Source organism: Actinopolymorpha pittospori, from assembly GCF_014873875.1.
Lineage (GTDB): Bacteria > Actinomycetota > Actinomycetes > Propionibacteriales > Actinopolymorphaceae > Actinopolymorpha > Actinopolymorpha pittospori.
On the sequence record NZ_JADBEM010000001.1, the window covers coordinates 4,625,378 to 4,649,898 of the forward strand.

22 protein-coding genes are annotated in these 24,521 nt (G+C 70.7%); 13 read left to right on the forward strand and 9 right to left on the reverse strand.

What is annotated here, in order from left to right:
- Positions 1-120: 120 nt before the first annotated feature.
- Positions 121-1,086, forward strand: coding sequence for a serine/threonine dehydratase (locus HEB94_RS21830; protein ID WP_192751615.1), 966 nt, complete (start codon positions 121-123; stop codon positions 1,084-1,086).
- Positions 1,087-1,146: 60 nt separating this feature from the next.
- Here the strand turns inward: HEB94_RS21830 and HEB94_RS21835 are convergent, their stop codons facing one another.
- Both HEB94_RS21835 and HEB94_RS21840 read right to left on the reverse strand, forming a co-directional pair.
- A complete protein-coding gene (locus HEB94_RS21835; protein WP_192751616.1) occupies positions 1,147-1,410 on the reverse strand; it encodes an SCO4848 family membrane protein in 264 nt (87 codons plus the stop codon).
- A gap of 225 nt (positions 1,411-1,635) precedes the next feature.
- Positions 1,636-1,944, reverse strand: coding sequence for a hypothetical protein (locus HEB94_RS21840; RefSeq protein ID WP_192751617.1), 309 nt, complete (start codon positions 1,942-1,944; stop codon positions 1,636-1,638).
- Between the two features lie 369 nt (positions 1,945-2,313).
- Between HEB94_RS21840 and HEB94_RS21845 the strand changes: the two genes are divergently transcribed.
- The 11 genes from HEB94_RS21845 (at position 2,314) to HEB94_RS21895 (ending at position 15,869) form a co-directional block, all read left to right on the forward strand.
- The gene (locus tag HEB94_RS21845) at positions 2,314-3,522 is read left to right on the forward strand and encodes a hypothetical protein (RefSeq protein ID WP_192751618.1); all 1,209 of its coding nucleotides are present in this window, start codon (positions 2,314-2,316) and stop codon (positions 3,520-3,522) included.
- Positions 3,523-3,681: 159 nt separating this feature from the next.
- Positions 3,682-5,253 (forward strand): acyl-CoA mutase large subunit family protein, encoded by a 1,572-nt coding sequence (locus HEB94_RS21850; RefSeq protein ID WP_337917888.1) that lies wholly within the window; start codon positions 3,682-3,684, stop codon positions 5,251-5,253.
- Positions 5,254-5,501: 248 nt separating this feature from the next.
- Positions 5,502-6,728, forward strand: coding sequence for an amidohydrolase (locus HEB94_RS21855; protein WP_337917889.1), 1,227 nt, complete (start codon positions 5,502-5,504; stop codon positions 6,726-6,728).
- A 196-nt stretch (positions 6,729-6,924) separates the two neighbouring features.
- Positions 6,925-8,058, forward strand: coding sequence for a BMP family lipoprotein (locus HEB94_RS21860; protein WP_192751621.1), 1,134 nt, complete (start codon positions 6,925-6,927; stop codon positions 8,056-8,058).
- A 111-nt stretch (positions 8,059-8,169) separates the two neighbouring features.
- Positions 8,170-9,732: an ABC transporter ATP-binding protein gene (locus HEB94_RS21865; RefSeq protein WP_192751622.1), complete on the forward strand. Its 1,563-nt coding sequence runs from the start codon at positions 8,170-8,172 to the stop codon at positions 9,730-9,732.
- Positions 9,729-10,970 (forward strand): ABC transporter permease, encoded by a 1,242-nt coding sequence (locus HEB94_RS21870; RefSeq protein WP_192751623.1) that lies wholly within the window; start codon positions 9,729-9,731, stop codon positions 10,968-10,970. The genes HEB94_RS21865 and HEB94_RS21870 overlap by 4 nt, the downstream gene beginning before the upstream one ends.
- A 20-nt stretch (positions 10,971-10,990) precedes the next feature.
- Entirely contained in the window at positions 10,991-12,277 is a 1,287-nt protein-coding gene (locus tag HEB94_RS21875) for an ABC transporter permease (protein WP_192751624.1), read from the forward strand.
- A 1-nt stretch (position 12,278) separates the two neighbouring features.
- Positions 12,279-12,710 carry a cytidine deaminase gene (locus tag HEB94_RS21880; RefSeq protein WP_192751625.1) on the forward strand — a complete coding sequence of 144 codons (432 nt, stop codon included), beginning with the start codon at positions 12,279-12,281 and terminating at the stop codon, positions 12,708-12,710.
- Positions 12,703-13,992, forward strand: a complete 1,290-nt coding sequence (locus HEB94_RS21885; RefSeq protein ID WP_192751626.1) for a thymidine phosphorylase — start codon at positions 12,703-12,705, stop codon at positions 13,990-13,992. The genes HEB94_RS21880 and HEB94_RS21885 overlap by 8 nt, the downstream gene beginning before the upstream one ends.
- A 121-nt stretch (positions 13,993-14,113) precedes the next feature.
- The gene (locus HEB94_RS21890) at positions 14,114-15,226 is read left to right on the forward strand and encodes an adenosine deaminase (protein ID WP_192751627.1); all 1,113 of its coding nucleotides are present in this window, start codon (positions 14,114-14,116) and stop codon (positions 15,224-15,226) included.
- 79 nt (positions 15,227-15,305) lie between these two features.
- The gene (locus HEB94_RS21895) at positions 15,306-15,869 is read left to right on the forward strand and encodes a hypothetical protein (protein WP_192751628.1); all 564 of its coding nucleotides are present in this window, start codon (positions 15,306-15,308) and stop codon (positions 15,867-15,869) included.
- 19 nt (positions 15,870-15,888) lie between these two features.
- Here HEB94_RS21895 and HEB94_RS21900 read toward each other — a convergent pair whose 3' ends face one another.
- From HEB94_RS21900 to deoC, 5 genes are all read right to left on the reverse strand, one after another.
- Positions 15,889-16,107, reverse strand: a complete 219-nt coding sequence (locus HEB94_RS21900; protein WP_192751629.1) for a PspC domain-containing protein — start codon at positions 16,105-16,107, stop codon at positions 15,889-15,891.
- 259 nt (positions 16,108-16,366) lie between these two features.
- Positions 16,367-17,614 (reverse strand): hypothetical protein, encoded by a 1,248-nt coding sequence (locus tag HEB94_RS21905; protein ID WP_192751630.1) that lies wholly within the window; start codon positions 17,612-17,614, stop codon positions 16,367-16,369.
- Between the two features lie 5 nt (positions 17,615-17,619).
- Positions 17,620-18,507: an aldehyde dehydrogenase family protein gene (locus HEB94_RS21910; protein ID WP_337917890.1), complete on the reverse strand. Its 888-nt coding sequence runs from the start codon at positions 18,505-18,507 to the stop codon at positions 17,620-17,622.
- 31 nt (positions 18,508-18,538) lie between these two features.
- On the reverse strand, positions 18,539-20,014 hold the full coding sequence (locus HEB94_RS21915; RefSeq protein ID WP_192751631.1) for an aldehyde dehydrogenase family protein: 1,476 nt from the start codon (positions 20,012-20,014) through the stop codon (positions 18,539-18,541).
- An 8-nt stretch (positions 20,015-20,022) separates the two neighbouring features.
- A complete protein-coding gene (deoC, locus tag HEB94_RS21920; RefSeq protein WP_425550390.1) occupies positions 20,023-21,021 on the reverse strand; it encodes a deoxyribose-phosphate aldolase in 999 nt (332 codons plus the stop codon).
- A 90-nt stretch (positions 21,022-21,111) separates the two neighbouring features.
- Between deoC and HEB94_RS21925 the strand changes: the two genes are divergently transcribed.
- The gene (locus HEB94_RS21925) at positions 21,112-21,768 is read left to right on the forward strand and encodes a hypothetical protein (protein WP_192751632.1); all 657 of its coding nucleotides are present in this window, start codon (positions 21,112-21,114) and stop codon (positions 21,766-21,768) included.
- A 60-nt stretch (positions 21,769-21,828) separates the two neighbouring features.
- Here HEB94_RS21925 and HEB94_RS21930 read toward each other — a convergent pair whose 3' ends face one another.
- A complete protein-coding gene (locus HEB94_RS21930; protein ID WP_192751633.1) occupies positions 21,829-23,484 on the reverse strand; it encodes a phospho-sugar mutase in 1,656 nt (551 codons plus the stop codon).
- Between the two features lie 101 nt (positions 23,485-23,585).
- Positions 23,586-24,479: a LysR family transcriptional regulator gene (locus tag HEB94_RS21935; RefSeq protein WP_192751634.1), complete on the reverse strand. Its 894-nt coding sequence runs from the start codon at positions 24,477-24,479 to the stop codon at positions 23,586-23,588.
- Between the last annotated feature and the right edge of the window lie 42 nt (positions 24,480-24,521).

Consider the following 24,521-nt stretch of genomic DNA (forward strand, 5'->3'; position numbering starts at 1 on the left):
GGCCCGTGCGGCTCTGATAGGACTGGAACGAAGATCCAGAGGCATGGTGCCGGACAGACTAGTACGTCCGGCCAAGAATCAGCTGAGTGATCACCAGTTGTGAATATCCCTTGGAGCGTTGTGAAATCGCCCGATTCCGTTGAGTTACCAGATGCCTCGCAGCTCCACCAGGCCGCCACGAGACTTCGCGGGCAGATCCGCCGCACGCCGGTCCTGGAACTCGACCCCTCGGAGGTCGGAGTCGGCGCGCGGGTCATCGTCAAGGCGGAGTTGCTTCAGCACACGGGCTCCTTCAAGGTTCGCGGCGCGCTCAACACCCTCCTCATGCATCCCGCGCCCCCCGAGGGCGTCGTAGCCGCGTCGGGCGGCAACCACGGCGCCGCGGTGGCGTGGGCGGCCGCTCGGGTGGGAGTCCCGGCGCGCGTCTTCGTCCCGGCCAGCTCGCCGCGGGTGAAGGCCGAACGCATCGCCTCCTACGGCGCGCAGGTGATCGTCGTGGAGGGTTACTACCCGGAGGCATTCGAGGCGAGCGAGAGGTGGGCCGCCGGACGGGACGTCGCCCGGGTGCACGCCTACGACGCGCCGGACGTGGTGGCCGGACAGGGCACCCTCGGACTCGAGACCATCGAGCAGGTGCCGGACGCGACGACGCTCCTGGTTTCCTGCGGCGGCGGAGGTTTGTACGCGGGCACCAGCCTGGCGCTCACCGGCCGGTGCACCGTGGTGCCGGTGGAGCCGGAGCGGTGCCCTTCCCTGTTCGCCGCGGTGGAGGCTGGTGCGCCCGTCCCGGCGCCCGTCGGCGGCGTGGCGGCGGACAGCATGGGCGCCTCGACCACCGGCCGGATCGCCCACTCAGTGGCGACGCGGGCCGGCATCCGGCCGCTCCTGGTGTCCGACGAGGCCATCCTGACCGCGCGGTCGTTCCTGTGGGAGCGATGCCGGATCCTGGCCGAGCCGGGCGGAGCGACGGCGTTCGCGGCCCTGCTGTCGGGCGTCTACCGACCGGCCGACGACGAGACGGTCGTGGTCGTGGTCTCCGGTGGCAACACGACCGAACTCCCGGAGTCCCCGTCGGCCCGGGCGTAGACCCGAGCCGCGTCAGCTTCGTCGACTCGGCTCGTGGCCGAACTCGGCTGTCCGTCGACCTCAGTTCGTCGTCGACGAGGTGCCGACACCGACCTGGTCGCGGTGCTCGTGGTTCTTCCGCTCGGCACGCAGGGCCTTCCACCCGATTGTTGCGAGTACGCCCGCGATGACGAGGTTGACGACGATCAGCACCGTATGGGCGACGTAGAAACCGGTCGGACGGCCCTCCGTCTTGGCGAGGTTGCGGATGAACACCGCGTAGGTGACGACGTTCCAGGCGGCCACGCCGAGCAGGAGGGCGGAGATCTTCTTGGTGATGCGCACGATTTCCAGTATGAACGTGCGCCGCGCGGGTGCGCTCACGCCGCTCCGACCGCTCGGCGGGCCCGAATATGACGGGCCTGGTTATGACGGGCCGGGATAAACGGCCGGGTTACTGACGTGCCGGGATATGGCGCGGCCGGGATGGTCCGAGTGGCCTGGGGTGGGGCCAGTGTCGCCAGTGTCCCGGGGGAGTGGTGGTGGGGCGCGGTTTCGTGGTTGCCGAGGTCAGGTACGCGGACCGAACGGCGGTTCGACGAGGTCCTTGACCCATCCGATCAGGGTCTCGAGGTCGTCCGCGTCGGCGACGGGACGGCACCCGGTCTGCCGGAAGACCCACCGCCCGTCCCAGCGATCGCAGCGCAGAATCACCGAGAGTTCGGGTAACGACGGGTACGGGATTTCGATCGCGTACTGCTTTCCGCCCATACCAACACGTGGAAATGCTCGATAACCCGCTGATTTCAAGGCGATCCGAGCGCTTTCGATCAGCTGCTCCCGGTCCTGTTCGTCCGCGTGCAGCCCCTCTGCTGCCATCGGTGGATGCCTCCTCTTCACGATCGGTGGCCCAGGCGCCGGCAGGGAAACTCACGACTTCCTCACCGCGTCTGGTACCAATGTCGGCCTGCCCGACACCGGCGACCGTGCGATCTTCCGCAGTCGCCGTGTTACCGATTCAGTTACCGACTTCGGGCAGGGCTTAAGCATTCGGCGAACCGTTGTGACCACGCGAGGGCCCGCGGCTGACGTCGTCCTGACCTCGCCCGGACCTCGTCCGGACCTGAGGTGGACCTGAGTGGACCTGACCTGGACCCGACCTGGACCTGACGCGGACCTGAGCCGGATCACCGCTGCGGGCGTCGGTCCGAACCAGTACAAACGTTCCAGCCACGAAGGAGGGCGGCGATGACAGGTCGAAGGTCCAACGCGCCTCGTACCGTGCTGGAGCACCTGATCTGGCAACGAGACCAGACCTACGACGAGGTCGCCGCGGAGTTCGAGGTGATCGCGCGTCAGGCGGGTGAGCGTGGTGCGAGCATGTCCGCGCGCCACCTGCGCCGACTCGCCTCGGGCCAGCGCACCGGGATGACCCCGGTCACCCGACGCGTCCTGCTGCGAATGTTCGGGCGCGCCGCCACCGAACTCGTCGCGCCGTTCGAGCAGGCGCTCGCGGGGGCGGGCGCCGCCTGCCGCGTCGAGCCGCCGGACCGACCCGACGGCGAGACTCCCACCGACGGAGGGACCCGCGGTGAGTCACCGGGCCCGGCGCAGGAGCGGGAGCGGTTCGAGGTCCGCCCGGCGGGCACGTTCGAGCCCCTGTGCGACACCGAGCTTCTCGACCGCTCGGCCCGGACGGCTCGCCGGTTCGGCATGGCGCTCGCGCGCGCGACCCTTGCCGAGGACAACCTCGAGCGGGTCTACGCCGCCGTACGGCAGCTGACCCACGCCTACCAGCAACGCCCGCTGCCGGAGGATGCTCGGCGCGCTCGTGGACACCCAGGAGCTGGTGTTCGACCTGCTCGATCGCCGGCAGCGCCCCGCACACGCCCGGCGGCTGCACTTCGCGGCGGCCATGGTGTCCGGGATGTTGGCGAAGGTCGCGCACGACCGGTTCGACGCCCCGACGGCGACAGCGCACGCACACGCCGCCTTTCTCTGCGCCGACCAGGCCGACCACAACGGCCTGCGCGCGTGGGCGCGTGGTCTGCAGTCCGTCGTGGCGTACTGGACGGGCCGACCCTACGAAGCCATCCGCTACGCCAGGCCGGCGCCGACTTCGCCACGACCGACAGCACGGAGGTCTGGCTGCACGCGAGTGAGGCCCGGGCGCTGGCCGCCCTCGCGAAGGACCGGCAGGCGATCGCGGCGATTCGCCAGGCGGGCCCGGCCGCCGGTGCCAACGGGGTCGACCGGCTCGACGGCCTCGGCCGGCTGGAGGACCTGGGCGACCTGGATCGGATGAGTGCGCGGCTCGCGGCCGGGCGGCCGCGGTACCACTTCGCCGCCGACGCGATCTCGTGGCTCCCGTGCGACCTGCGGGCGGAGGTCGAGGTGCTGACCCGGCTGGATCCGTGGCCGGCGGACGGGTCACCGGTTGCCGATCTTTGGGGCTGACCGGCTCAGCTAGGTTCGCCCGGCGTTTGCGTCCGCGCCGGAATGGGGCAAGAGGGACTCTACGGCGATGGCGCCCCACCCCCGGCCGCTATTCTCGTCGCGGAGGCGAACGCAATGAATGACCGCGCAGAGTCCGCACGTACCCCCTCGCCTCGGCGGGTGGGGGAGTCTGGCCTCCCGATCGAGCCGGTCTACGGCCCGGAGCAGCTGGCGGGGTGGACCCCGGCCAGCCAGCTCGGTGCACCTGGCTCCTACCCCTTCACCCGCGGCGTCTACCCGACGATGTACACCGGGCGCCCGTGGACGATGCGTCAGTACGCCGGCTTCGGGACCGCCGCCGAGTCCAACCGGCGCTACCACCAGCTGATCGAGGCCGGGACCACCGGCCTGTCGGTGGCGTTCGACCTGCCGACTCAGATGGGGTACGACTCCGACGCCGTGGTGTCGCACGGCGAGGTGGGCAAGGTCGGTGTGGCGATCGACTCCATCGACGACATGCGCCTGCTCTTCGACGGGATCCCGCTCGAGCGCGTCTCCACCTCGATGACGATCAACGCTCCCGCGGCCCTGCTGTTGTTGCTCTACCAACTCGTCGGTGAGGAGCACGGCGTCGCGCCCGGGCAGCTGAGCGGAACGATCCAGAACGACGTACTCAAGGAATACATCGCGCGGGGTACCTACATCTATCCGCCCAAAGCGTCCCTGCGCCTGGTCTCCGACATCTTCGCCTACTGTCAAGCCGAGCTTGCGAGGTTCAACACGATCTCGATCTCCGGCTACCACATGGCCGAGGCCGGAGCTACGCCCGCGCAGGAGATCGCGTTCACGCTGGCGGACGGGATCGAGTACGTCCGGGCGGCGCTCGCCGCGGGTCTGGACGTGGACGAGTTCGCGCCGCGGCTGTCGTTCTTCTTCGTCGCGCGCACCACGCTGCTGGAGGAGGTCGCGAAGTTCCGGGCGGCCCGGCGGGTCTGGGCGCAGGTGATGCGGGACCAGTTCGGCGCGCGCAACCCGAAGTCGCAGATGCTGCGGTTCCACACCCAGACCGCCGGCGTGCAGTTGACCGCCCAGCAGCCCGAGGTCAACCTCGTGCGCGTCGCGGTCCAGGGACTCGCCGCCGTGCTCGGCGGGACCCAGTCGCTGCACACCAACGCCTACGACGAGGCGATCGCCCTGCCGAGTGAGAAGGCCGCCCGGCTGGCTCTGCGGACGCAGCAGGTGCTGGCGTACGAGACCGACGTGACGGCGACCGTCGACCCGTTCGCCGGCTCCTACGCCGTGGAGTCGATGACCGACGCGGTCGAGGAGGCCGCCCGCGCGTTGATGGACACGGTCGAGGACCTCGGCGGTGCGGTCGCGGCGATCGAGAAGGGCTACCAGAAGTCGGAGATCGAGCAGTCGGCCTATCGGATCGCCCGGCAGATCGACGACTCCGAACGGGTCGTCGTCGGTGTGAACAGGTTCGCCGTTCCTGACGACGAGATCTACGAACCGCTGCGCGTCGACCCGGCCATCGAGGAGGCGCAGCGTGAGCGGCTGGCCAGGTTGCGGGCCGAACGATCCAACGACGACGTCCAGCGGCACCTGGAGGCGTTGCGCAAGGCGGCCTCCGGCTCGGACAACGTGTTGTACCCGATGAAGGACGCGCTCGCCGCCCGGGCGACGGTCGGCGAGGTGTGCGACGCCCTCCGCGAGGTCTGGGGCGTTTACACCCCCGCCGACGCCTTCTGACCCGTCCGGGTGTTCGGCCCGGCCCGCAGAACCCGCTCGGCCGTACCAACCGTGATCATCGCGACGGATCGGCGGGTATGCACCGAGAACCCTTCATGATCGCGCTCCTGGTCGCGGGGAGGGTGAGGTTGGCCGGATCGTACGCCGAGGGGTTCGACAGCGCGCCACACTGATCGGTGACGATGCGAGCGCGGAAAGTAAGGCAGGGTAGCGTGCGTCACAAAACGGGCGGGGTAGACAATCGAACGGTGCCCCTCGATTCAGATGTCGCTGCCGAGGTGGACCGGCTCGCCAAGTCCTACGCCGACGAGCTGATCGCATTCCGGCGCGATCTCCACACGCATCCCGAGCCAGGCCGCGAGGAGTTCCGGACGACCAGGGCGGTCACCGACCGGCTCCAGGCGGCCGGCCTCTCACCGGTGGGTCTCCCCATCGGCACCGGCCTGCTGTGCGACATCGACCAGCCTGGCCTGCGTCCGGGCAGGGTGGCCCTACGCGCCGACCTCGACGCGCTGCGCGTCGTCGACGAGAAGGACGTTCCCTACCGCTCGACCCGGCCAGGTGTCTGCCACGCGTGCGGACATGACGCGCACACCGCCATCGTGCTCGGGGCCGGACTGGTGCTCGCGGAACTCGCCGCGGCCCGAATGCTGCGCCAGGGCGTGCGCCTCGTCTTCCAGCCCGCCGAGGAGATCATCCCCGGTGGCGCGCTGGACGTCATCGCCGCCGACGGGCTGGACGGCGTGGAGCAGATCTTCGGCCTGCACTGCGACCCCCGGCTCGAGGTCGGCACGGTCGGCCTGCGAGCTGGCCCCATCACCTCCGCCGCCGACAGCGTGCACGTACGCCTGACCGGCCCCGGAGGTCACACCGCCCGTCCCCATCTGTCCGCCGACCTCGTGCACGCCCTGTCGACGTTGGTGAGCCAACTGCCGCTCGCGTTGTCCCGCCGCGTCGACCCGCGCGCGGGCCTGACGCTGGTGTGGGGGCGCATCCACGCCGGTGCGGCCGCCAACGCGATCCCCATGGAGGGTGAGGCGGAAGGTACGCTGCGCTGCCTCGACGCGTCGGTGTGGGAGTCCGCCGCCGAACTCGTTCCCGGCCTGGCGCACCAGATCGTCGCCCCGTACGGCGTGACGGTCCAGGCCGAGGTGCACCGGGGCGTACCCCCTGTCGTCAACGACCCGTCAGCTGTCGCGGTGCTCCGCGATGCCGTGGAGTCGACGATGGGCCGCGGTGCCGTCGGCACCACCGAGCAGAGCCTCGGCGGCGAGGACTTCGCGTGGTACCTCACCAAGGCTCGAGGCGCGCTCGCGCGGTTGGGCGTCCGCCCAGCCGGCAATACCCAGCCCTACGACATTCACCAGGGGACCTTCGACATCGACGAGCACGCGATTCCGGTCGGTGTGCGAACCCTCGTGGCGGCCGCGTTGCTGGCGGGCGAAAGGGACGAGTCGATACAGGTCCTTTCTTAAGGTCGCGTTACACGGAAGATCCACGGACGCCCGGGCAAGGTCACGGGACGGTCTCACGTGGGATCATGCGACCTCCAGGTGTCTTCACTTCGACGTGGTGCGCCTTATAGTCACCCATGCGCATTGCTCGGCGCCGGCTCCGGCGCCTATCAGCGTGCGCGGGTATCCACCCGAAGGTCACGCTGAGGAGGGCGTCTTGCCGAAGTACCTGAAGGGCCTCGCAGTGCTTGGCGTTGTGGCGCTTGCCGTCACCGCCTGTGGGAGCAGGCCAACCGAAAGCAATCAAACGGGGTCGAGCAACGGTGCCTCGAGTCCGAAGCCGGGAGCCTCCGACTTCCGCGCGTGTATGGTCTCCGACTCCGGCGGATTCGACGACAAGTCCTTCAACCAGACGTCCTACAAGGGATTCGTCGACGCCAAGAAGGAAATCGGCATCGAGGAATCCACTGCCGAGTCGAAGTCCGACGGCGACTATGCCAAGAATGTCGGCGGCATGGTTGACGCGAAGTGCAACGTGATCGTCACGGTCGGCTTCAAGCTCGGTGACCAGACGGCCAAATCCGCGAGCGAGAATCCCGACATCAAGTTCGGCATCGTCGACTACGACATCGCGGCCACCGATCTGAAGAAGACCGGCCTCACCGAGGTTCCGTCGAACGTCAAGTCACTGCTCTTCGACACCGCGCAGTCGAGTTTCCTCGCCGGATACCTCGCCGCCGGTATGACCAAGAGCGGGAAGGTCGGCACCTTCGGCGGCCTGCCCATCCCGACCGTCACGATCTTCATGGACGGCTTCTGGGAGGGCGTGCAGTACTACAACACCGCCAAGAAGAAGAACGTCTCGGTGCTCGGGTGGAACGAGCAGACCCAGAAGGGCCTGTTCACCAACGACTTCGAGAACAAGGCGCAGGGCAAGAACTCCGCCAGCAACCTGATCAGCCAGGGCGCCGACATCATCTTCCCCGTCGCCGGCCCCTCCGGGCTCGGGGGCCTGGAGGCCGCGAAGGCGACCGGCGGCAGGGTCAACGCCATCTGGGTCGACACCGACGGATGCGTCAGCGCGGCGGAGTACTGCAGCGTGCTGCTGAGCAGCGTCTACAAGGGCATGGACGTCGCGGTGAAGGACCTGGTGGTCTCGACCGCGGACGGCAAGTTCGACAAAACGCCCTACGTCGGAACGCTGGAGAACGACGGCACCGGGCTCTCGCCCTACCACGACTGGGACAGCAAGATCCCGGCCGACCTGAAGAGCGAGATCACCCAGCTCAAGCAGGACATCATCGACGGCAAGATCACGATCAAGTCGAAGGCCCAGCCGCAGGTCCAGTAACCGGGCCGTCCCAGCCATTTCCACCATCACGGTCGATCCTCGGGGGAGGACGGGCACCCGCCCGTCCTCCCCTGTCCGCGCCGGAACGCAGACGGGAGCAGGAGTAGCGCCATGAAGCTCGAACTGCGCGGGCTCACCAAACGGTTTGGGTCGCTCGTCGCCAACGACCACATCGACCTCACCTTCGAACCGGGCGAGATCCACTGCCTGCTCGGGGAGAACGGCGCGGGCAAGAGCACCCTGATGAACATGCTGTACGGCCTGCTCCGGCCCGACGAGGGGGAGATCCTCCTCGACGGGCGGCCGATGACCTACGGCTCGCCCGGGCAGGCGATCGCGGCGGGCATCGGCATGGTCCACCAGCACTTCATGCTGGTCCCCGTCTTCACCGTCGCCGAGAACGTCGTTCTCGGCCGTGAACGCACCCGGGGACTCGGCCTGCTCGACCAACGCGCCGCCCGGCGCCTGGTGCGGGAGCTCTCCGATCGCTACGGCCTCGCGGTCGACCCGGACGCGAAGGTCGAGGACATCCCGGTGGGTGTCCAGCAGCGGGTGGAGATTCTCAAGGCCCTCGCCAACGAGGCGAAGATCCTCATCCTCGACGAGCCGACGGCGGTCCTCACGCCCCAGGAGATCGACGAGCTGATCGAGGTGATGCGGGCCCTGAAGGCGGCCGGCACCACCGTGGTGTTCATCACCCACAAGCTCAAGGAAGTCAGGGCGATCGCCGACCGGATCACCGTCATCCGGCGCGGCGCGGTCGTCGGCACGGTGAGCCCGCAGGCGTCGGAGTCCGAGCTCGCCGAGCTGATGGTCGGTCGTCCGGTGCAACTTCGGGTTGACAAGGATCCGGCGACACCGACCGATCCGAAGCTCGTCGTCGACGGCCTCAACGTCGTCGACAGCCAGGGCTTCCTCGCGGTGGACGACGTGTCGTTCCAGGTCCGGGGTGGCGAGGTGCTCGGGATCGCCGGCGTGCAGGGCAACGGGCAGACCGAGCTCGTGCAGGCACTGCTCGGCCTGGTGGACGTGGCCTCCGGCTCGGTCCGGCTCGCCGGGCGCGAGCTCGCGGGCGCGACGCCACGGGAGCACCTGGACGCCGGCATCGGCTACATCCCTGAGGACCGCTCACACGACGGCTTCGTCGGCTCGTTCTCCGTCGCGGAGAACCTCATCCTCGACCTGTTCCAACGCGAGCCCTTCGCCCGGCACGGATCGCTCTCGCCGGCCGCCATCCGCGCGAACGCCGACCATCGGGTCGAGGAGTTCGACGTTCGCACCCAGTCGGTGGACACTCCGGTGAGCTCCCTGTCCGGAGGAAACCAGCAGAAGGTCGTCCTCGCGCGAGAGCTCTCCCGACCGCTGGAGCTGCTCATCGCCGCCCAGCCCACCCGCGGTCTCGACGTCGGGTCGATCGAGTTCGTCCACCGTCGGATCGTGGCCGAACGCGACCAGGGCACCGCTGTGGTCATCGTCTCGACCGAACTCGAGGAGGTCGTCGCGCTCTCCGACCGGATCGCGGTGATGTATCGCGGTCGACTGGTCGGCATCGTGGACCCGGACACCTCCTGGGACCAGCTCGGACTGATGATGGCCGGTGTTCCCCTGGAGCAGGCGGCACACGAGGCCGAGGAGAACCCCACCACCCTCGGCGCCCTGGAGGACGCGTCATGACGGCCGGACCGGCGCAACCAACACCCGCGGCGCCACCGCCCGCGGAGCCACCGCCCGCGGAGCCACCGCGGCCGGCGGGGAACGACTCCGGCCAGGCAGCAGGAGGCCGTCGGCACACCTGGGCGCGCGAGCTCCTCGTCAGCGCCGCCGCGCTCGTCCTGGCCCTGCTGGTCGGGGCCGTGCTGATCATCGTGAGTGACCCGGACGTCGCGTCCACCTGGGGCTACTTCTTCGCCTATCCGCCGGACGCCCTCTCCGCCTCGTGGACCGCGGTCTCGGACGCGTACGGTGCGTTGTTCCTCGGCGCGTTGGGCGGCTGGAAGCCGATCACCGAGACCCTCGTCCAGGCGAGTCCGCTGATCTGCGCCGGCCTCGGCGTCTCGCTGGCGTTCCGCGCCGGGCTGTTCAACATCGGCGCACAGGGCCAGCTCATCGTCGGCGCGCTGTGCGCGGGCTGGGTCGGCTTCACGCTCCACCTCCCGGTCGGCCTGCACCTGCTGGTCGCGGTCGTCGCGGGTGTGATCGGCGGTGCCCTGTGGGGTGGCCTGGTCGGCCTGTTGAAGGCTCGTACGGGCGCGCACGAGGTGATCCTCACGATCATGCTCAACTACGTCGCGCTCTACCTCCTGCAGTGGCTGCTCACGACGAACGCGTTCCAGCGGCCCGGCCGCAACGACCCGATCAGCCCCACGGTGGACGCGTCGGCGCGGCTCCCGCAGTGGGGCGACACCCGACTGCACCTCGGCTTCGCGGTGGCGATCGTGGCGGCCGCCGTGGTCTGGTGGCTGCTCACCCGGTCGACCTCCGGCTTCCAGCTGCGGGCGGTCGGCGCCAACCCGGACGCCGCCCGCACCGCGGGGATGAGCGTCGGTCGCGCCTACATCGTGGCCATGCTCGCCGCCGGTGCGCTGGCCGGGCTGGCCGGCGTCCAGCAGGTGCTCGGCACCGGTGACCCGCTCACCGACGGCATCGCCGGGTCCCTCGGCTTCGACTCGATCACGGTCGCACTGCTCGGGCGGGCCTCGCCGATCGGTACGGTCGTCGCGGGTCTGGTGTTCGGCGCGTTGAACGCCGGCGGGCTGCAGATGCAGCTGACCACGCAGACGCCGCTGACCCTCACGACGGTGCTGCAGGCGACCATCGTCTTGTTCATCGCCGCGCCCGCTCTGGTCCGCGCGGTCTTCCGGATCCGGGCCGAGGGCGCCCGGACCGTCCTGGCCAAGGGCTGGAACTCGTGAGCGACGAGGGAGCCGACACGATGACGACGACGATCACGCAGCCCCGGTCCGAGGCGCCGGCGACGGTCGAGGCGCCGGACGAACGCAGACGCCGCCTGCGGACCGGCATCCTCGTCCTGGTCCTCGCCGTCGTCGCGGTGCTGTTGGCGGCCTTCACCGCGCCGGAGACGGTGCGGTTCGCCCTGTCCAGCCAGTTCGCCGAGAACCAGCTTCCGGCGATCGCGCTGCCGGCGCTCCCGGTCGCCCTCGCCCTCGCCGCCTACACACTCGTGGTGGCGCTGGCCCAGGTCTGGCGCGGCGTCCGCGGGCGCTGGTCGGGTCTGTTGTGGGCCGGCTTCGGGCTGGCGTTCGTGGTCACCTTCCTGTGCTGGGCGGCGGCGGGCGAGACGTTCCCGCTCACCAACCAGCTCCAGGGCACGCTCAACACCGCGACGCCGCTCATCCTCGGCGCGCTCGCCGGCGTCCTGTGCGAGCGGGCCGGCGTGGTCAACGTCGCGATCGAGGGGCAGTTCCTCGCCGGGGCGTTCGCGGCGGCGATCCTCACCACGCTCACCAAGAGCTTCCTGGCCGGTCTCGTCGCCGCGGTCCTCGCCGGCGTCCTGATCGCCGCGATGCTCGCGGTGTTCGCGATCCGCTACCGCGTCAACCAGGTCGTGTTGGGCGTGGTCCTGGTGGTGTTCGCGTCCGGGATCACCGGCTTCCTCTTCGACCAGATTCCCGAGGGTGGGGCGGGCCGCTTCAACAACCCGGGCGTGATGCCGAACCTGCCCGTTCCGGTGCTGTCGGACATTCCCGTGCTGGGGCAGACGCTGTTCGAACAGACGGCGCTGGTGTACGCGATGTACGCCGCCGTCGTGATCGTGACGTTCGTCCTGTTCAAGACGCGCTGGGGGCTGCGGGTCCGGTCGGTCGGCGAGCATCCTCGCGCCGCCGACACCGTGGGGATCAACGTGCTCCGCGTCCGGTGCCAGGCGGTGCTCGCCGGTGGCGTCCTCGCCGGCCTCGGCGGGGCGTTCTTCACCATCGGGTTCACCGGCAGCTTCGACAAGGACCTCACGGCCGGCCAGGGATTCATCGCGCTCGCCGCCCTCATCATGGGGCGCTGGCATCCGCTCGGCGCGACGGTCGCAGCCCTGTTCTTCGGGTTCACCCAACAGCTGCAGGGGCAGTTGCAGATCATCCAGACACCGATCCCCGGTGAGCTGCTCGTGATGGCCCCCTACATCGCGACCGTGGTCGCGGTGGCGGGACTGGTCGGGCGGGTACGCGCGCCGAAGGCGGACGGCGAACCGTACGTGAAGGACTAGCGTGGGAGCACAGCAGGTGGGAACGCGGGACGTGGACTGGGAGGCGCTGCGGTCGGCCGCGCGCGACATCATGGCGCGGGCCTACGCGCCGTACTCCCGTTACCCGGTCGGCGCGGCCGCGCTCACCGACGACGGCCGGACGGTGGTGGGCTGCAACGTCGAGAACGCGTCGTACGGCGTGACCCTGTGCGCGGAGTGCGGCCTGGTGTCCGCGTTGCACGCGAGTGGCGGGGGCAGACTGGTGGCGTTCACCTGTTGCGACGGGAAGGGCGAGCTGTTGATGCCGTGCGGGCGCTGTCGGCAGCTGCTGTGGGAGCACGGCGGAGCGGACCTGCTGGTCGACACGGCGCGAGGAGTCCTCCCCATGAGCGAGGTTCTCCCGGACGCGTTCGGGCCCGACCACCTCACCACCGGAGGGCCGGACCGTGGCTGAAGCCTTCGACGCGGTCGACGTCATCCGGGCCAAGCGGGACGGCGCGGTCCTCACCGACGCCCAGATCGACTGGGTGGTCGACGCCTACACCCGCGGCACGGTGGCCGACGAGCAGATGTCGGCGCTGCTGATGGCCATCCTGATCCGGGGAATGGACACCCCCGAGATCGCGCGCTGGACCGAGGCGATGATCAGGTCCGGCGAGCGGCTCGACTTCGCCGGCGTGGGCAGGCCGACCGCCGACAAGCACTCGACCGGGGGAGTGGGCGACAAGATCACCCTGCCGCTCGCGCCCGTGGTCGCGGCCTGTGGGGTGGCGGTCCCGCAGCTGTCGGGTCGCGGGCTGGGGCACACCGGCGGCACCCTGGACAAGCTGGAGTCGATCCCGGGCTGGCGGGCGTCGCTGGCCTACGACGAGATCGTCACGCAACTGCGCGACGTCGGCGCGGTCGTCTGCGCGCCGACCGACACCCTCGCGCCGGCCGACCGGAAGCTGTACGCCCTGCGCGACGTCACGGGCACCGTCGAGTCGATCCCGCTGATCGCGAGCTCCATCATGAGCAAGAAGATCGCGGAGGGGACGCAGGCGCTGGTCCTCGACGTGAAGGTCGGCTCGGGGGCGTTCATGAAGAACGCCGGGGACGCCCGCCGGCTGGCCACGACGATGGTCGAACTGGGGGCGGCGGCCGGAGTCCGCACTGTCGCCCTGCTCACCAACATGGACACCCCCCTTGGTCGTACGGCCGGCAACGCGCTGGAGGTCCGCGAGTCCCTGGACGTCCTGGCCGGCGGTGGCCCCGCGGACGTCGTCGAGCTGACGGTGGCGCTGGCCCAGGAGATGCTCCTGGCCGCGGGTGCCACCGGTGCGCCGGACCCGTCCGACGTGCTGAAGGACGGTACGGCGATGGACGTGTGGCGTCGGATGATCCGCGCGCAGGGCGGAGATCCGGACGCCCCGCTGCCCCGGGCGGCCGAGACCCAGGACGTGCTCGCCCCCGCGGAGGGCGTCCTGGTGCGACTCGACGCCTACCAGGTCGGGCTCGCCGCCTGGCGCCTCGGCGCCGGTCGCTCTCGCAAGGAGGACCCGGTCTCCGCCAGGGCCGGTGTGGAGCTGCACGCGAAGCCGGGCATGCACGTCCGGGCCGGTCAGCCGCTGCTCACCCTGCACACCGACGACCCGGCGAGGTTCGCCCGGGCGCTCTCGGCGCTCGAGGATGCCGTCGAGATCGCCCCGGCCGGGTCGCGCCCCGACCAGGCCCTGATCCTCGACCGGATCGGCTGACCCGACAAAGCGGCTCCCGCCCGGGGTGGTCCGGCGTACGGTCGTTCCCAACCCGCGGGTCGGGGGCCCGTCGCTGGTCGGGCCGACGGAGCGGGGGAGAACGAGAGGAAGGTCCAGGCACATGGCGCTCACCGACCACGAGATCGCCCGGGCACCCAAGGTCCTGCTGCACGATCACCTGGATGGCGGGCTGCGTCCAGGGACCGTGGTCGAGTTGGCGGCGGAGGTCGGCCACGAGCTGCCCACGGAACCAGAGCGGCTCGGCCAGTGGTTTCGGGACTCCGCCGACTCCGGCTCGCTGGAGCGCTACCTCGAGACCTTCGTCCACACCGTCGGGGTGATGCAGACGCCGGCGGCGCTCACCCGGGTGGCATCGGAGTGCGCGGAGGACCTCGCCCGCGACGGCGTCGTCTACGCCGAGGTGCGCTACGCGCCCGAGCAGCACCTCGACGCGGGGATGACGCTGAACGAGGTTGTCATGGCGGTCCAGGCCGGCTTCGCCGAAGGGGAGAAGCGCGCCGCCGAGGCCGGCCGGCCGATCGTCGTACGCCAGATCCTCACCGCGATGCGGCATGCCGCCCGGTCGATGGAGATCGCCGAGCTCGCGGTCCGCTACCGCGACGCGGGCGTGGTCGGGTTCGACATCGCGGGCGCCGAGGCCGGCTACCCGCCGACCCGACACCTGGACGCGTTCGAGTACCTCCAGCGGGAGAACGCGCACTTCACCATCCACGCGGGTGAGGGGTTCGGCCTGCCGTCGATCTGGCAGGCGATCCAGTGGTGCGGCGCGGACCGGCTCGGACACGGCGTTCGCATCGTCGACGACATCTCCGTCGCGCCCGGCGGAGAGGTGCGGCTCGGGCGGCTCGCGAACTATGTCCGGGACAAGCGGATTCCGCTGGAGCTGTGCCCCTCCTCCAACGTCCAGACCGGCGCGGCACCCTCGCTCGCCGAGCACCCCTTCGGCCTGCTGACCCGGCTGCGTTTCCGTGTCACGGTCAACACCGACAACCGCCTGATGAGCGGTACGTCGATGTCGCAGGAGTTCGCCGGCCTCGCAGAGGCGTTCGGCTACGACCTCACTGACTTTCAGTGGTTCACCGTCAACGCGATGAAGAGCGCGTTCCTGCCCTTCGACCAGCGCCTCGCCCTGATCAACAACGTGATCAAGCCCGGATACGCGGCGCTCGGCGCCGAACGGGCCTTCGCGCAGATGCAGCACGGGACCTTCTGACCTCCCGCGACCGCTATCCAACCCGGAAAGGTTGAAGGATCCTGTATTCACAGGCGGATGCTGCGGGGGAGGTCGTGGCGTGGCTACCGCGCGAGGTTCGGGCTGGTTTACGCAGGTCACGGAGTTCCTGCGCAGATGCGTGGGTCCGCGCCGGGATGTGGCCTCGCGTGAGCCTGCCGACCCTGGCCGGACCCTCGTCCCCGACCCGAGCGGACCGCCGGGTCCCGGTGGGCGGGCCGACCTGACGGTGAGCCCGCCGGAGGAGCGCGGCGAACGCCCCGGGCGGGTGGAGCGTTGGCGGCAGGTTCTTCAGCGCTGGTGGGAGGGCAGTGACAGCTGGCGTGATCCGCTCGACCGTTGGTGGGACGGTGTGGACACCGGCCGGGCGCCGAGCGGACCGCCGATCGAACGCCTCGCCGCCGACCTGCACCGGTTGTCCGCCGAAAGTGTCCGGCTCCACGCCGACAGCCGGATGTCGGCTCGCGCCTTCCATCTGCACGCCGCCGAGTTGGCCTACGACGAGACGCTGCTCCTCGCCTGTGAGGCGCTCGGGGTCGACACCGGTGGCGCGACCGCGCCCCTGCCCAGCATCCGGCGGCTCGAGATCGAGGTCGAACTCACCCGCTGCGGCCTGGTCTGGTGACCCCGGGCGGGACTCTCCCTCAGCGGCGTGCGCCTCTGGCCGAGGCCCACTCGTCGCGCTCGGCCTTCGGCATCAGGATCCACAGCACGATGTAGACGATCACCTGCGTGCCGGGCAGGATCAACGACAGGACGAACAGTAGCCGGACGAACCCGGTCGGTACGCCGAACCGTTGGGCGAGGCCGGCACAGACTCCGGCGATCATCGCGCCTTCCCGCGGGCGAACCAGGCGAGCCATCAAACGTCTCCTCTCGAAGTACCTTGCTCCTTCACCGGTCGGACGTACGGGCCCCCGCGAAACGCTCCCGCCCACGGCCATGACCGGGGATCTCTCCGGGACGACCCGGGCCTGTCCCGGAGACCTCCCACAGGGAGCGGACCCGGCACTTTCGGGCGACGATGCGGCTGAAAGACAGCGGGTCCTCCTCCGTGGTGAGGAGGAGGACCCGAAGTGCCGAGGTGAGCCGTCCTGAGCGAGCCGCCCAGGACGCGAGCCGTCAGGTTCGCTGGTCGAGGTGCGCGGTGAGCGCGGGTACGACTGCCCGCCAGCCGGCGGCCGCCGCGGCCACGTCGGCGCTGGCGAGCGCCTCCGCCGCGCCGGGCCGGTCCTGGGCCAGGTCGAGTGCGCAGGAGACCATGAACGCGCCGGCCGGGGAGTTGGGCTGGAGCAGGTCGGAGACGTCGGTCCAGCCGCCCCACGCGGCGAGCCGGACGATCTCCGTCCAGGCGCTGACCAGACGGTCCGCCGCGTCCTGGTCCATGGTGGCGGTGAGTGAGTCGGCGAGTTCGACCAGGTCGAAGATGTTGTCGTCGTGCGGGGTGAAGCTGACATCCTCTCGCGCCGCGACCGCGGCGAGGTCGACGCCTGGGAGCTGACCACCCTTACCGTCGGCGACGTCGGCCTGAAGCCGGTCGACGTCGTCCCAGACGTAGAGGCGGGCGGCACCGAGTTCGCCGGGCTCACCGAGATAGGCGGGCTGACCGGCGGTGAGCGCGGTGCTGCGGACGGCGTAGACACCCTCCTCGGCGAGGCCGAACCAGACGGTGACCGCGGAGGCCACCTCCTCCAGCGGCGTCGTGTCGTCGGACCCCTCACCGTCGGCTCCACCGAGGCCACCGGCGAGTGCGGCACCGGGACCGGCCGAACCGTTTCGGGGGCGTGCCGCCGAGTCGTCGGGGAGCTTCGGGGTCGTCACTCGCCCCGAGACCTCGTTCAGGCACGCGTCCCAGTGGTTGTTCAGCAGGTCGACCACGTGCTGGCGGTGGTGGGCCGCTCGGAAGACCGACAGCAGTTCGTCGCCGGAGGCGAGCTTGCTGATGTCCTCGTCGTCGTGCAGCGCCTGGGAGTGCTCGTTCTCGATCTCGAGGTAGTCGAGCAGGTCGAGCATCAGGGCGAGCGTCGAACCGAGTCCGGCCTGCTCCTCGGAGTCCAGCTCCCCGTCGGCGAGTTCGGGCAGGTGGGTGAGGTCATAGGTGCACAGGCGCCGGGCGTACTGGTCCGTCGGCCAGATCCGCAGCGGCTTCATGTGCGGGCTCGGCGTGAGGTCGCTCGGCGTACCGGAGTCGACGAAGCTGACCAGGTCCTCGAGGGTGGTGAAGCCGTAGACCTTGCCCTTCGAACCCAGGAAGGCTCCCGAGCCGTCGTCGGCGGTGTACCAGCCGGGCTGGTAGAGCGTGAAGCGTCGTCCGATCGTGAGCGTGAGCTCAAGGGGGACGAGCGGGTCGGCGATGAATTCAGTGGTCATGGTCTCTACATCCCGATCGGGTGCCAGACGGTTTTGGTGTCGAGGAACGCGGCGATCCGCTCGATGCCCGGGTCTGCGGTCCAGTCCGGCTCCACCTCGGGCCGCCGGATCAGCCGTTTGAGGTTGTCGGCGGCGGAGCGCTCGAGTTCGGTCGCGAGCGGGGGGTCGTCGACGCCGGTCAGGTCGAGGGCGTTGACGTCCATGTGGCTCGCCAGCCAGGGGGCCACCTCGGCCACCTGTCCGGTGAGCAGGTTGACGACCCCGCCGGGCAGATCGCTCGTGGCGAGCACCTCGGCAAGAGTGATCGCCGGCAACGGTCGGTCGGTGCTCGCGAGCACGACGCAGGTGTTGCCGGTGGTGATGGCCGGCGCGATGACGCTGACCAGGCCGAGCAGGCTCGAGTCCGGCGGCGCGAGGACGGCGACCACGCCGGTGGGCTCGGGGACGGAGAAGTCGAAGTAGGGCCCGGCCACCGGGTTGGCGGAGCCGAGCACCTGGGTCACCTTGTCGGCCCAGCCGGCGTACCAGACCCAGCGGTCAATGCTCTCCTCGACGGCCGTCTCCGCGTCGGTGCGGGAGAGCCCTTCACTGGCCGCGACCTCGTCGACGAACTGCGAACGACGACCTTCCAGCATCTCCGCGACCCGGTAGAGGACCTGGCCGCGGTTGTAGGCGGTGCGGCCCGACCAGCCGGGGAACGCCTTGCGGGCGGCGACGACGGCGTCGCGGGCGTCCTTGCGGGACGCGAGCGCGGCGTTGGCGAGGAAGCTGCCTTCGGCGTCGTTCACGACGTAGCTCCGACCGGACTCGCTGCGCGGGAAGGCCCCGCCGATGAAGAGCTTGTAGGTCTTGCGGACGGCAAGTCGCTGCGCCGGACTCATCGTCGTGCCCACCTCTCGATGGTGCCGGAAGGCCGCTGCCACCTCATGCCGACGCCCCCTCGAGATAGGCGGCCAGGCCGTGCAGGCCGCCCTCGCGACCATAGCCGGACTCCTTGAAGCCGCCGAACGGCGACGCGGGGTCGAAGCGGTTGAAGGTGTTGGCCCACACCACCCCGGCACGGAGCTGGTCGGCCATCCACAGGATCCGTGAGCCCTTGTCGGTCCAGACCCCGGCGGACAGGCCGTAGGGCGTGTTGTTGGCCTTCTCGACGGCCTCCGCGGGCGTGCGGAAGGTGAGGATCGACAGCACCGGCCCGAAGATCTCCTCGCGGGCGATGCGGTGCGCCTGCGTGACGCCGGTGAACAGGGTCGGGGCGAACCAGAAACCGCGGTCGGGCAGCTCACAGGGGGCGGACCAGCGCTCGGCACCCTCGGACTCGCCCACCGCGCTCAGCTGCCGGATCCGGTCCAGCTGCTGGGCGGAGTTGATCGCGCCGACGTCGGTGTTCTTGTCCAGCGGGTCGCCGACCCGGAGCGTGCCCATCCGGCGCTTGAGGCGCGCGAGCACCTCGTCGTGGATGCCCTCCTGGACGAGCAGGCGCGAACCCGCGCAGCAGACGTGACCCTGGTTGAAGAAGATGCCGTCGACGATGCCCTCGACCGCCTGGTCGAGGGGCGCGTCGTCGAAGACGATGTTGGCGGCCTTGCCGCCCAGCTCCAGCGTCACGCGCTTGCGGGTGCCCGCGACCGACCGGGCGATCGCCTTGCCCACCTCGGTCGATCCGGTGAAGGCGACCTTGTCGATGCCGTCGTGGGCGACCAGTGCCTGTCCCGTGTCGCCGGCACCGGTGACGACGTTGACGACCCCGGGCGGCAGCTCGGCCTGCTGACAGATCTCCGCGAAGGCCAGCGCCGTGAGGGGCGTGGTCTCGGCCGGCTTGAGCACGACGGTGTTGCCGCACGCGAGGGCGGGCGCGATCTTCCAGGCCAGCATGAGGAGGGGGAAGTTCCACGGGATGACCTGGCCCGCCACACCGAGTGGCCGCGGCTCCCGCATGGTCCCGCCCGGGCCGACCGAGGCCGAGACGGCGTAGGAGAGCTTGTCGGCCCAGCCGGCGTAGTAGAAGAAGTGCGCGGCGACCAGCGGGAGGTCGACGTCGCGGGACTCCCGGATCGGCTTGCCGTTGTCGAGGGACTCCAGAACGGCGAGCTCGCGGGCCCGCTCCTGGATGATCCGGGCGATCCGGTAGAGGTACTTGCCGCGGTCGCGTCCGGACATGGAGCCCCACACGCCGTCGTAGGCGGCGCGGGCGGCCCGGACGGCGCGGTCGACGTCCTGCGCGCCGGCCTCGGTGACCTCGGCCAGCACCTCCTCACTCGCCGGGTTGACCGTCTTGAACATCCGGCCGTCGAGGGTCTCGACGAACTCACCGTCGATGAAGAGGCCGTAGGACGACCTGAGGTCGACGACGGCGCGCGACTCCGGTGCGGGCGCGTACTCGAACTTCGCTGCGGACAACGCCCCTCCTAGTCGAGTGTGAAGTAGTCGGGGCCTGCGTAGGTGCCGGTGCGCATCTTCGTGCGCTGCATCAGCAGGTCGTTGAGCAGGCTGGACGCGCCGAGCCGGAACCAGTCGGGGTAGAGCCAGTCCTCACCGGCCGTCTCGTTGACGAGGACGAGGTAGCGGATGGCGTCCTTGCTGGTCCGGATGCCACCGGCCGGTTTCACCCCGACCTGGCGACCGGTGGCCGCACGGAAGTCGCGCACCGCCTCGAGCATCACCAGGGTCACCGGGAGGGTCGCGGCCGGCGAGACCTTGCCGGTGCTGGTCTTGATGAAGTCGCCGCCGGCGAGCATGGCCAGCCAGGAGGCGCGGCGTACGTTGTCGTAGGTCGCGAGCTCGCCGGTCTCGAGGATCACCTTCAGGTGGGCGGACCCGCAGGCCCGCTTCACCGCGACGATCTCCTCGAAGACCTCGGCGTAGCGACCGGAGAGGAACGCGCCCCGGTCGATCACCATGTCGATCTCGTCGGCGCCCGCCGCCACCGCGTCGGTGGTCTCGCGGATCTTGACCTCGAGGCTCGACCGGCCCGAGGGGAACGCCGTCGCGACGCTCGCCACCTTGACCGCGCTGCCCGCGAGGGCCTCCTTGGCGACGGGCACCAGGTCGGAGTAGACGCAGATGGCGGCCACCGGCGGACACTCGGGATCGGCCGGGTCCGGACGCCGCGCCTTCGCGCAGAGGGCGCGCACCTTGCCCGGCGTGTCCTGACCCTCCAGGGTGGTGAGATCGATCATGGTGACGGCGAGGTCGAGGGCCCACGCCTTGGCCGTCGTCTTGATCGATCGGGTCGAGAGCGCGGCAGCCCGCGCCTGCGCGCCCACCTGGTCGACCCCTGGAAGGCCGGCCAGGAAGCCGCGCAGGCTGGCGTCGGAGGCCGTGATCTCGCCGATCTGGTCCGGCGTGATCGCGGGCTCGTCGGGAGGCGTCTTCAGAGCCTCCGTGGGCGCGGCCGTCGTGGTCACGGGGCCAGTGTAAGGGCGGGTACCCCAGGTACTTACCGTCCGCGCTCCCCGCAGGGCAGAATCGGGGGCCACGACGTCGGGAGGCTGCCAGTGACACGGCTGACGCTGCGAACGGACGGTAGTTCGAAGAAGGTGATCGAGCGCTTCGCGCCCGCCGGGGGCCGGATCCTCGGGGTGATCACCATCCTCATCGGCGTCCTGATCGTCGGCGACATCATCGTCGAGTGGCGCACCTGGGCGGGGCTCAGCGCGGCTGCGGTCGTGGTCGCGGTGTGCGCGCTCGTGTGGGTCGGGCTGGTCCGGCCCGCCGTGGTCGCCTACGAGGAGGCGCTCGTCCTGCGCAACATCCTCAGTGACGTACGGATCCCATGGCATCTGGTCGAGTCGGCCACGGTCTCGCCGGTGCTCACCCTCCCGGTCGGGGGCAAGGTCTACCGGTCCTCGGCGGTGGGCGTGACCGGTGCCGACCGCCGGGCGATGCGGCGGTCCAGGCGCGAATCCGTCGAAGCGGTCATGCACGGGCGTTCCCCGGGATCGGAGGACGAGGGCCCCGCGCCCAAGGGCGCGGCCAGCCTCGCCGGGATGCCACCGTCCGTCTACACCACGCACCGTATCGAGACGCTCGCGGAGAAGTACGCCGACGCGTCCAGGGTCAGCGCCGAGGTCGAACGCCACTGGCGGTGGCCGGAGTTCGCGGTCGTGGTCGTGGCGATCCTGGTCGCCGTCCTGGCCAACTCGCTCGCCTGAGCCCCCCGCCGGACCTAGCTCCGCCGGCCCCAGCCGGACCGGCGTCGGCCGGGCCGGGTGTCAGCCGATCAGCGTCTGGGTGCCGCGGCCGATCGCCCGCAGCGCCTCGCCGGCCGTGGCCCGCGCACCCGCCAGGTCGCCCGAGACGGGGACGATCACCTCGACGTAGCACTTCAGCTTCGGCTCGGTGCCGCTCGGGCGGATCACCACTCGGGCGCCGCCGGCCAGCACGTAGCGCAGCCCCTCGGTGGTCGGCAGACTGTCGGCGGGCTGGGCGAGGTCGTCCGTGCGCTCGACCTTCCGGCCACCGATCTCCTCGGGGGCGTGGGCCCGCAGCCGCGCCAGCGTGGTGTCGATCTCGGCGAGGTCGCTGACCCGGACCGAATGCTGGGCGGTGGCGTGGACGCCGTACTCCAGGTCGATGTCGTCGAGGACGTCGAGCAGTGTGCGGCCGGCGTGCTTCTCCAGCGCGGCGAGTTCGGCGATCCGGAGCAGTGCGGAGATGCCGTCCTTGTCGGCGACGGCCTGTGGGTCGACGCAGTAGCCGAGCGCCTCCTCGTAGCCGAAGGCGAGGCCGGGAACCCGGCCGAGCCACTTGAAGCCGGTGAGGGTCTCGGCGTACGGCTCGCCGTTTCGGGCCGCGACGACACCGAGCAGTGACGACGACACGATCGTCGTCGCGAGGGTTCCGTGCGCGCCGGAGCGGAGCAGGTGGACCGCGAGCAGGGCGCCGACCTCGTCCCCCGTGAGCCGCCGGATCCCGTCCGGGGTGGGTACGGCGACCGCGCACCGGTCGGCGTCGGGGTCGTTGGCGAGCACCACGTCGGCACCGGTGCCGACGCCGAGTTCGAACGCGAGGTCCATCGCGCCCGGCTCCTCGGGGTTCGGGAAGGCCGTGGTGGGGAAGTCCGGGTCGGGCACCTCCTGGGCCGCCACGACGGCGGGCGCGGAGAAGCCCGCGCGTGCGAGCGCCTCGCGGACGACTGCGCCGCCCACGCCGTGCAGCGGCGTGTAGGCGATCCGCAGGTCGCGGGGACCTGGTGCCGGTAGCGCGGCGAGCCGCGTGAGGTAGGCCTCCAGTACCTCGGGGCCGAGCGTCTCCCAGTGCTCCCCGCGGGGTACGTCGGCGAGGGGGCCGACCGCCGCGATGGCGGCGGCGATGCCGGTGTCGGCGGGCGGGACGATCTGGGAGCCGTCGCCGAGGTAGACCTTGTAGCCGTTGTCCCGCGGCGGGTTGTGGGAGGCCGTCACCATGACGCCGGCCACGCAGCCCAGGTGCCGGATCGCGAACGCGAGCACGGGCGTGGGCAGCGGACCCGGCAGCACCAGTGGACGCAGGCCCGCTCCGGCGAGGACGGCGGCGGTGTCGGTGGCGAAGACGTCGGAGTTGTGGCGGGCGTCGTACCCGATGACGACCGCGCCTCCGTGCCGACCCTCCTGCCGGAGGTAGCTCGCGAGGCCCGCGGCGGCCCGGATCACGACGGCACGGTTCATCCGGTTGGGTCCGGCGCCGAGGGCGCCGCGCAGGCCGGCCGTACCGAACGTCAACGGCCCGGAGAACCGGTCGGCGAGGTCGGCCAGGGCGTCCTCCGCCCCGGTCTCCGCGGCGGCGACGACCGCGGCCAGCTCCTTCCTGGTCCGCGGGTCGGGATCCTCCGCGAGCCATCCGCGAGCCTGCTCGAACAGGTCAGGCCCCTGGGAACGCTCGGTGTGCACGGGTACTCCTCGCGGCCGCGCGGGCGTGGGCAGCCCGTCGGAGCTGCCAAGCTATCCGATCGGCACGCCGTCGGCCGGTCGCCCGGAGGTGGCGGTGTCGCTCACCCAGCCTCCGCCCGGGGCCGCAGGCTCTCGTCGGCCAGCAGCGCCTGGGCGGCCGCGCTCGGTCGACGCCCGGCGGCCACCGCGACGGCCGTCTGCCACTCCGGGACAGGCGCGCGGAGCGGGACGAACACCGCCCGGGTCCGCTTGCGGGTGAAGCTGTGCGGCACGAGCGCGACGCCGAGGCCGGCGCTCACGAAGTCGAGCAGGGAGTGGACGTCGTTGACCTCGAGCGCGACCCGGCGTTCGATCCGCGCGTCGGCCAGCGCACGGTCGGTCACGTCACGGGTGATCCAGCCGGGGTGGAAGTCGACGAAGGTCTCGTCCTTGAGCTCGGACAGGTCGAGCTGCTCGTGCGCGGCCAGCCGGTGCCCCGGCCCGCAGGCGAGCACCATGGGTTCGCTGGACAGGGGAGTGAGGACGACGCCGGCGGGTTCGCCGGTCGGTGGCGCCGAGACGATGGCGATGTCCATGTCGCCCGCGCGTACCTGACTGAGCAGTTCGTGGCTGCCGCCCTGTCGGAGCCGGATCTCCACGCCGGGATGCGCGTGGTGGAAACGCGCCAGCAGGTCGGGCACGTTGAGCGCCGGGAGGCACTGCAGGGTGCCGACCACCAGCCGGCCGCTGAGCAGGCCCTGGACGGCGGCCACGGCCTCGCGTGCCGCGGCCAGGTCACTGAGAGTGTGCCGGGCCTCGACGAGGAGTGCGCGGCCGGCGTCGGTGAGGTCGACGTTGCGGGTGCTACGAATGAAGAGTTCGGCGCCGAGCTCACGTTCGAGCGTCCGGATGGACGCCGAGAGACCCGACTGCGCGACGTGCAGTCGCTGAGCGGCCCGGGTGAAGTGCCGCTCCTCCGCGACTGTCACGAAGTACTCCAGCTGGCGGATCTCCATGCGGTGTCACCTGCCCCGGGGTCGTGAGAACTCATCGTCTGA

Coding starts and splice junctions, on each gene's coding strand:
- HEB94_RS21845 (WP_192751618.1), top strand. CDS start 2,314: ATGACAGGTCGAAGGTCCAACGCGCCTCGTACCGTGCTGGAGCACCTG.
- HEB94_RS21890 (WP_192751627.1), top strand. CDS start 14,114: ATGGCGCTCACCGACCACGAGATCGCCCGGGCACCCAAGGTCCTGCTG.
- HEB94_RS21900 (WP_192751629.1), bottom strand. CDS start 16,107: ATGGCTCGCCTGGTTCGCCCGCGGGAAGGCGCGATGATCGCCGGAGTC.
- HEB94_RS21875 (WP_192751624.1), top strand. CDS start 10,991: ATGACGACGACGATCACGCAGCCCCGGTCCGAGGCGCCGGCGACGGTC.
- HEB94_RS21840 (WP_192751617.1), bottom strand. CDS start 1,944: ATGGCAGCAGAGGGGCTGCACGCGGACGAACAGGACCGGGAGCAGCTG.
- HEB94_RS21865 (WP_192751622.1), top strand. CDS start 8,170: ATGAAGCTCGAACTGCGCGGGCTCACCAAACGGTTTGGGTCGCTCGTC.
- HEB94_RS21870 (WP_192751623.1), top strand. CDS start 9,729: ATGACGGCCGGACCGGCGCAACCAACACCCGCGGCGCCACCGCCCGCG.
- HEB94_RS21935 (WP_192751634.1), bottom strand. CDS start 24,479: ATGGAGATCCGCCAGCTGGAGTACTTCGTGACAGTCGCGGAGGAGCGG.
- HEB94_RS21905 (WP_192751630.1), bottom strand. CDS start 17,614: ATGACCACTGAATTCATCGCCGACCCGCTCGTCCCCCTTGAGCTCACG.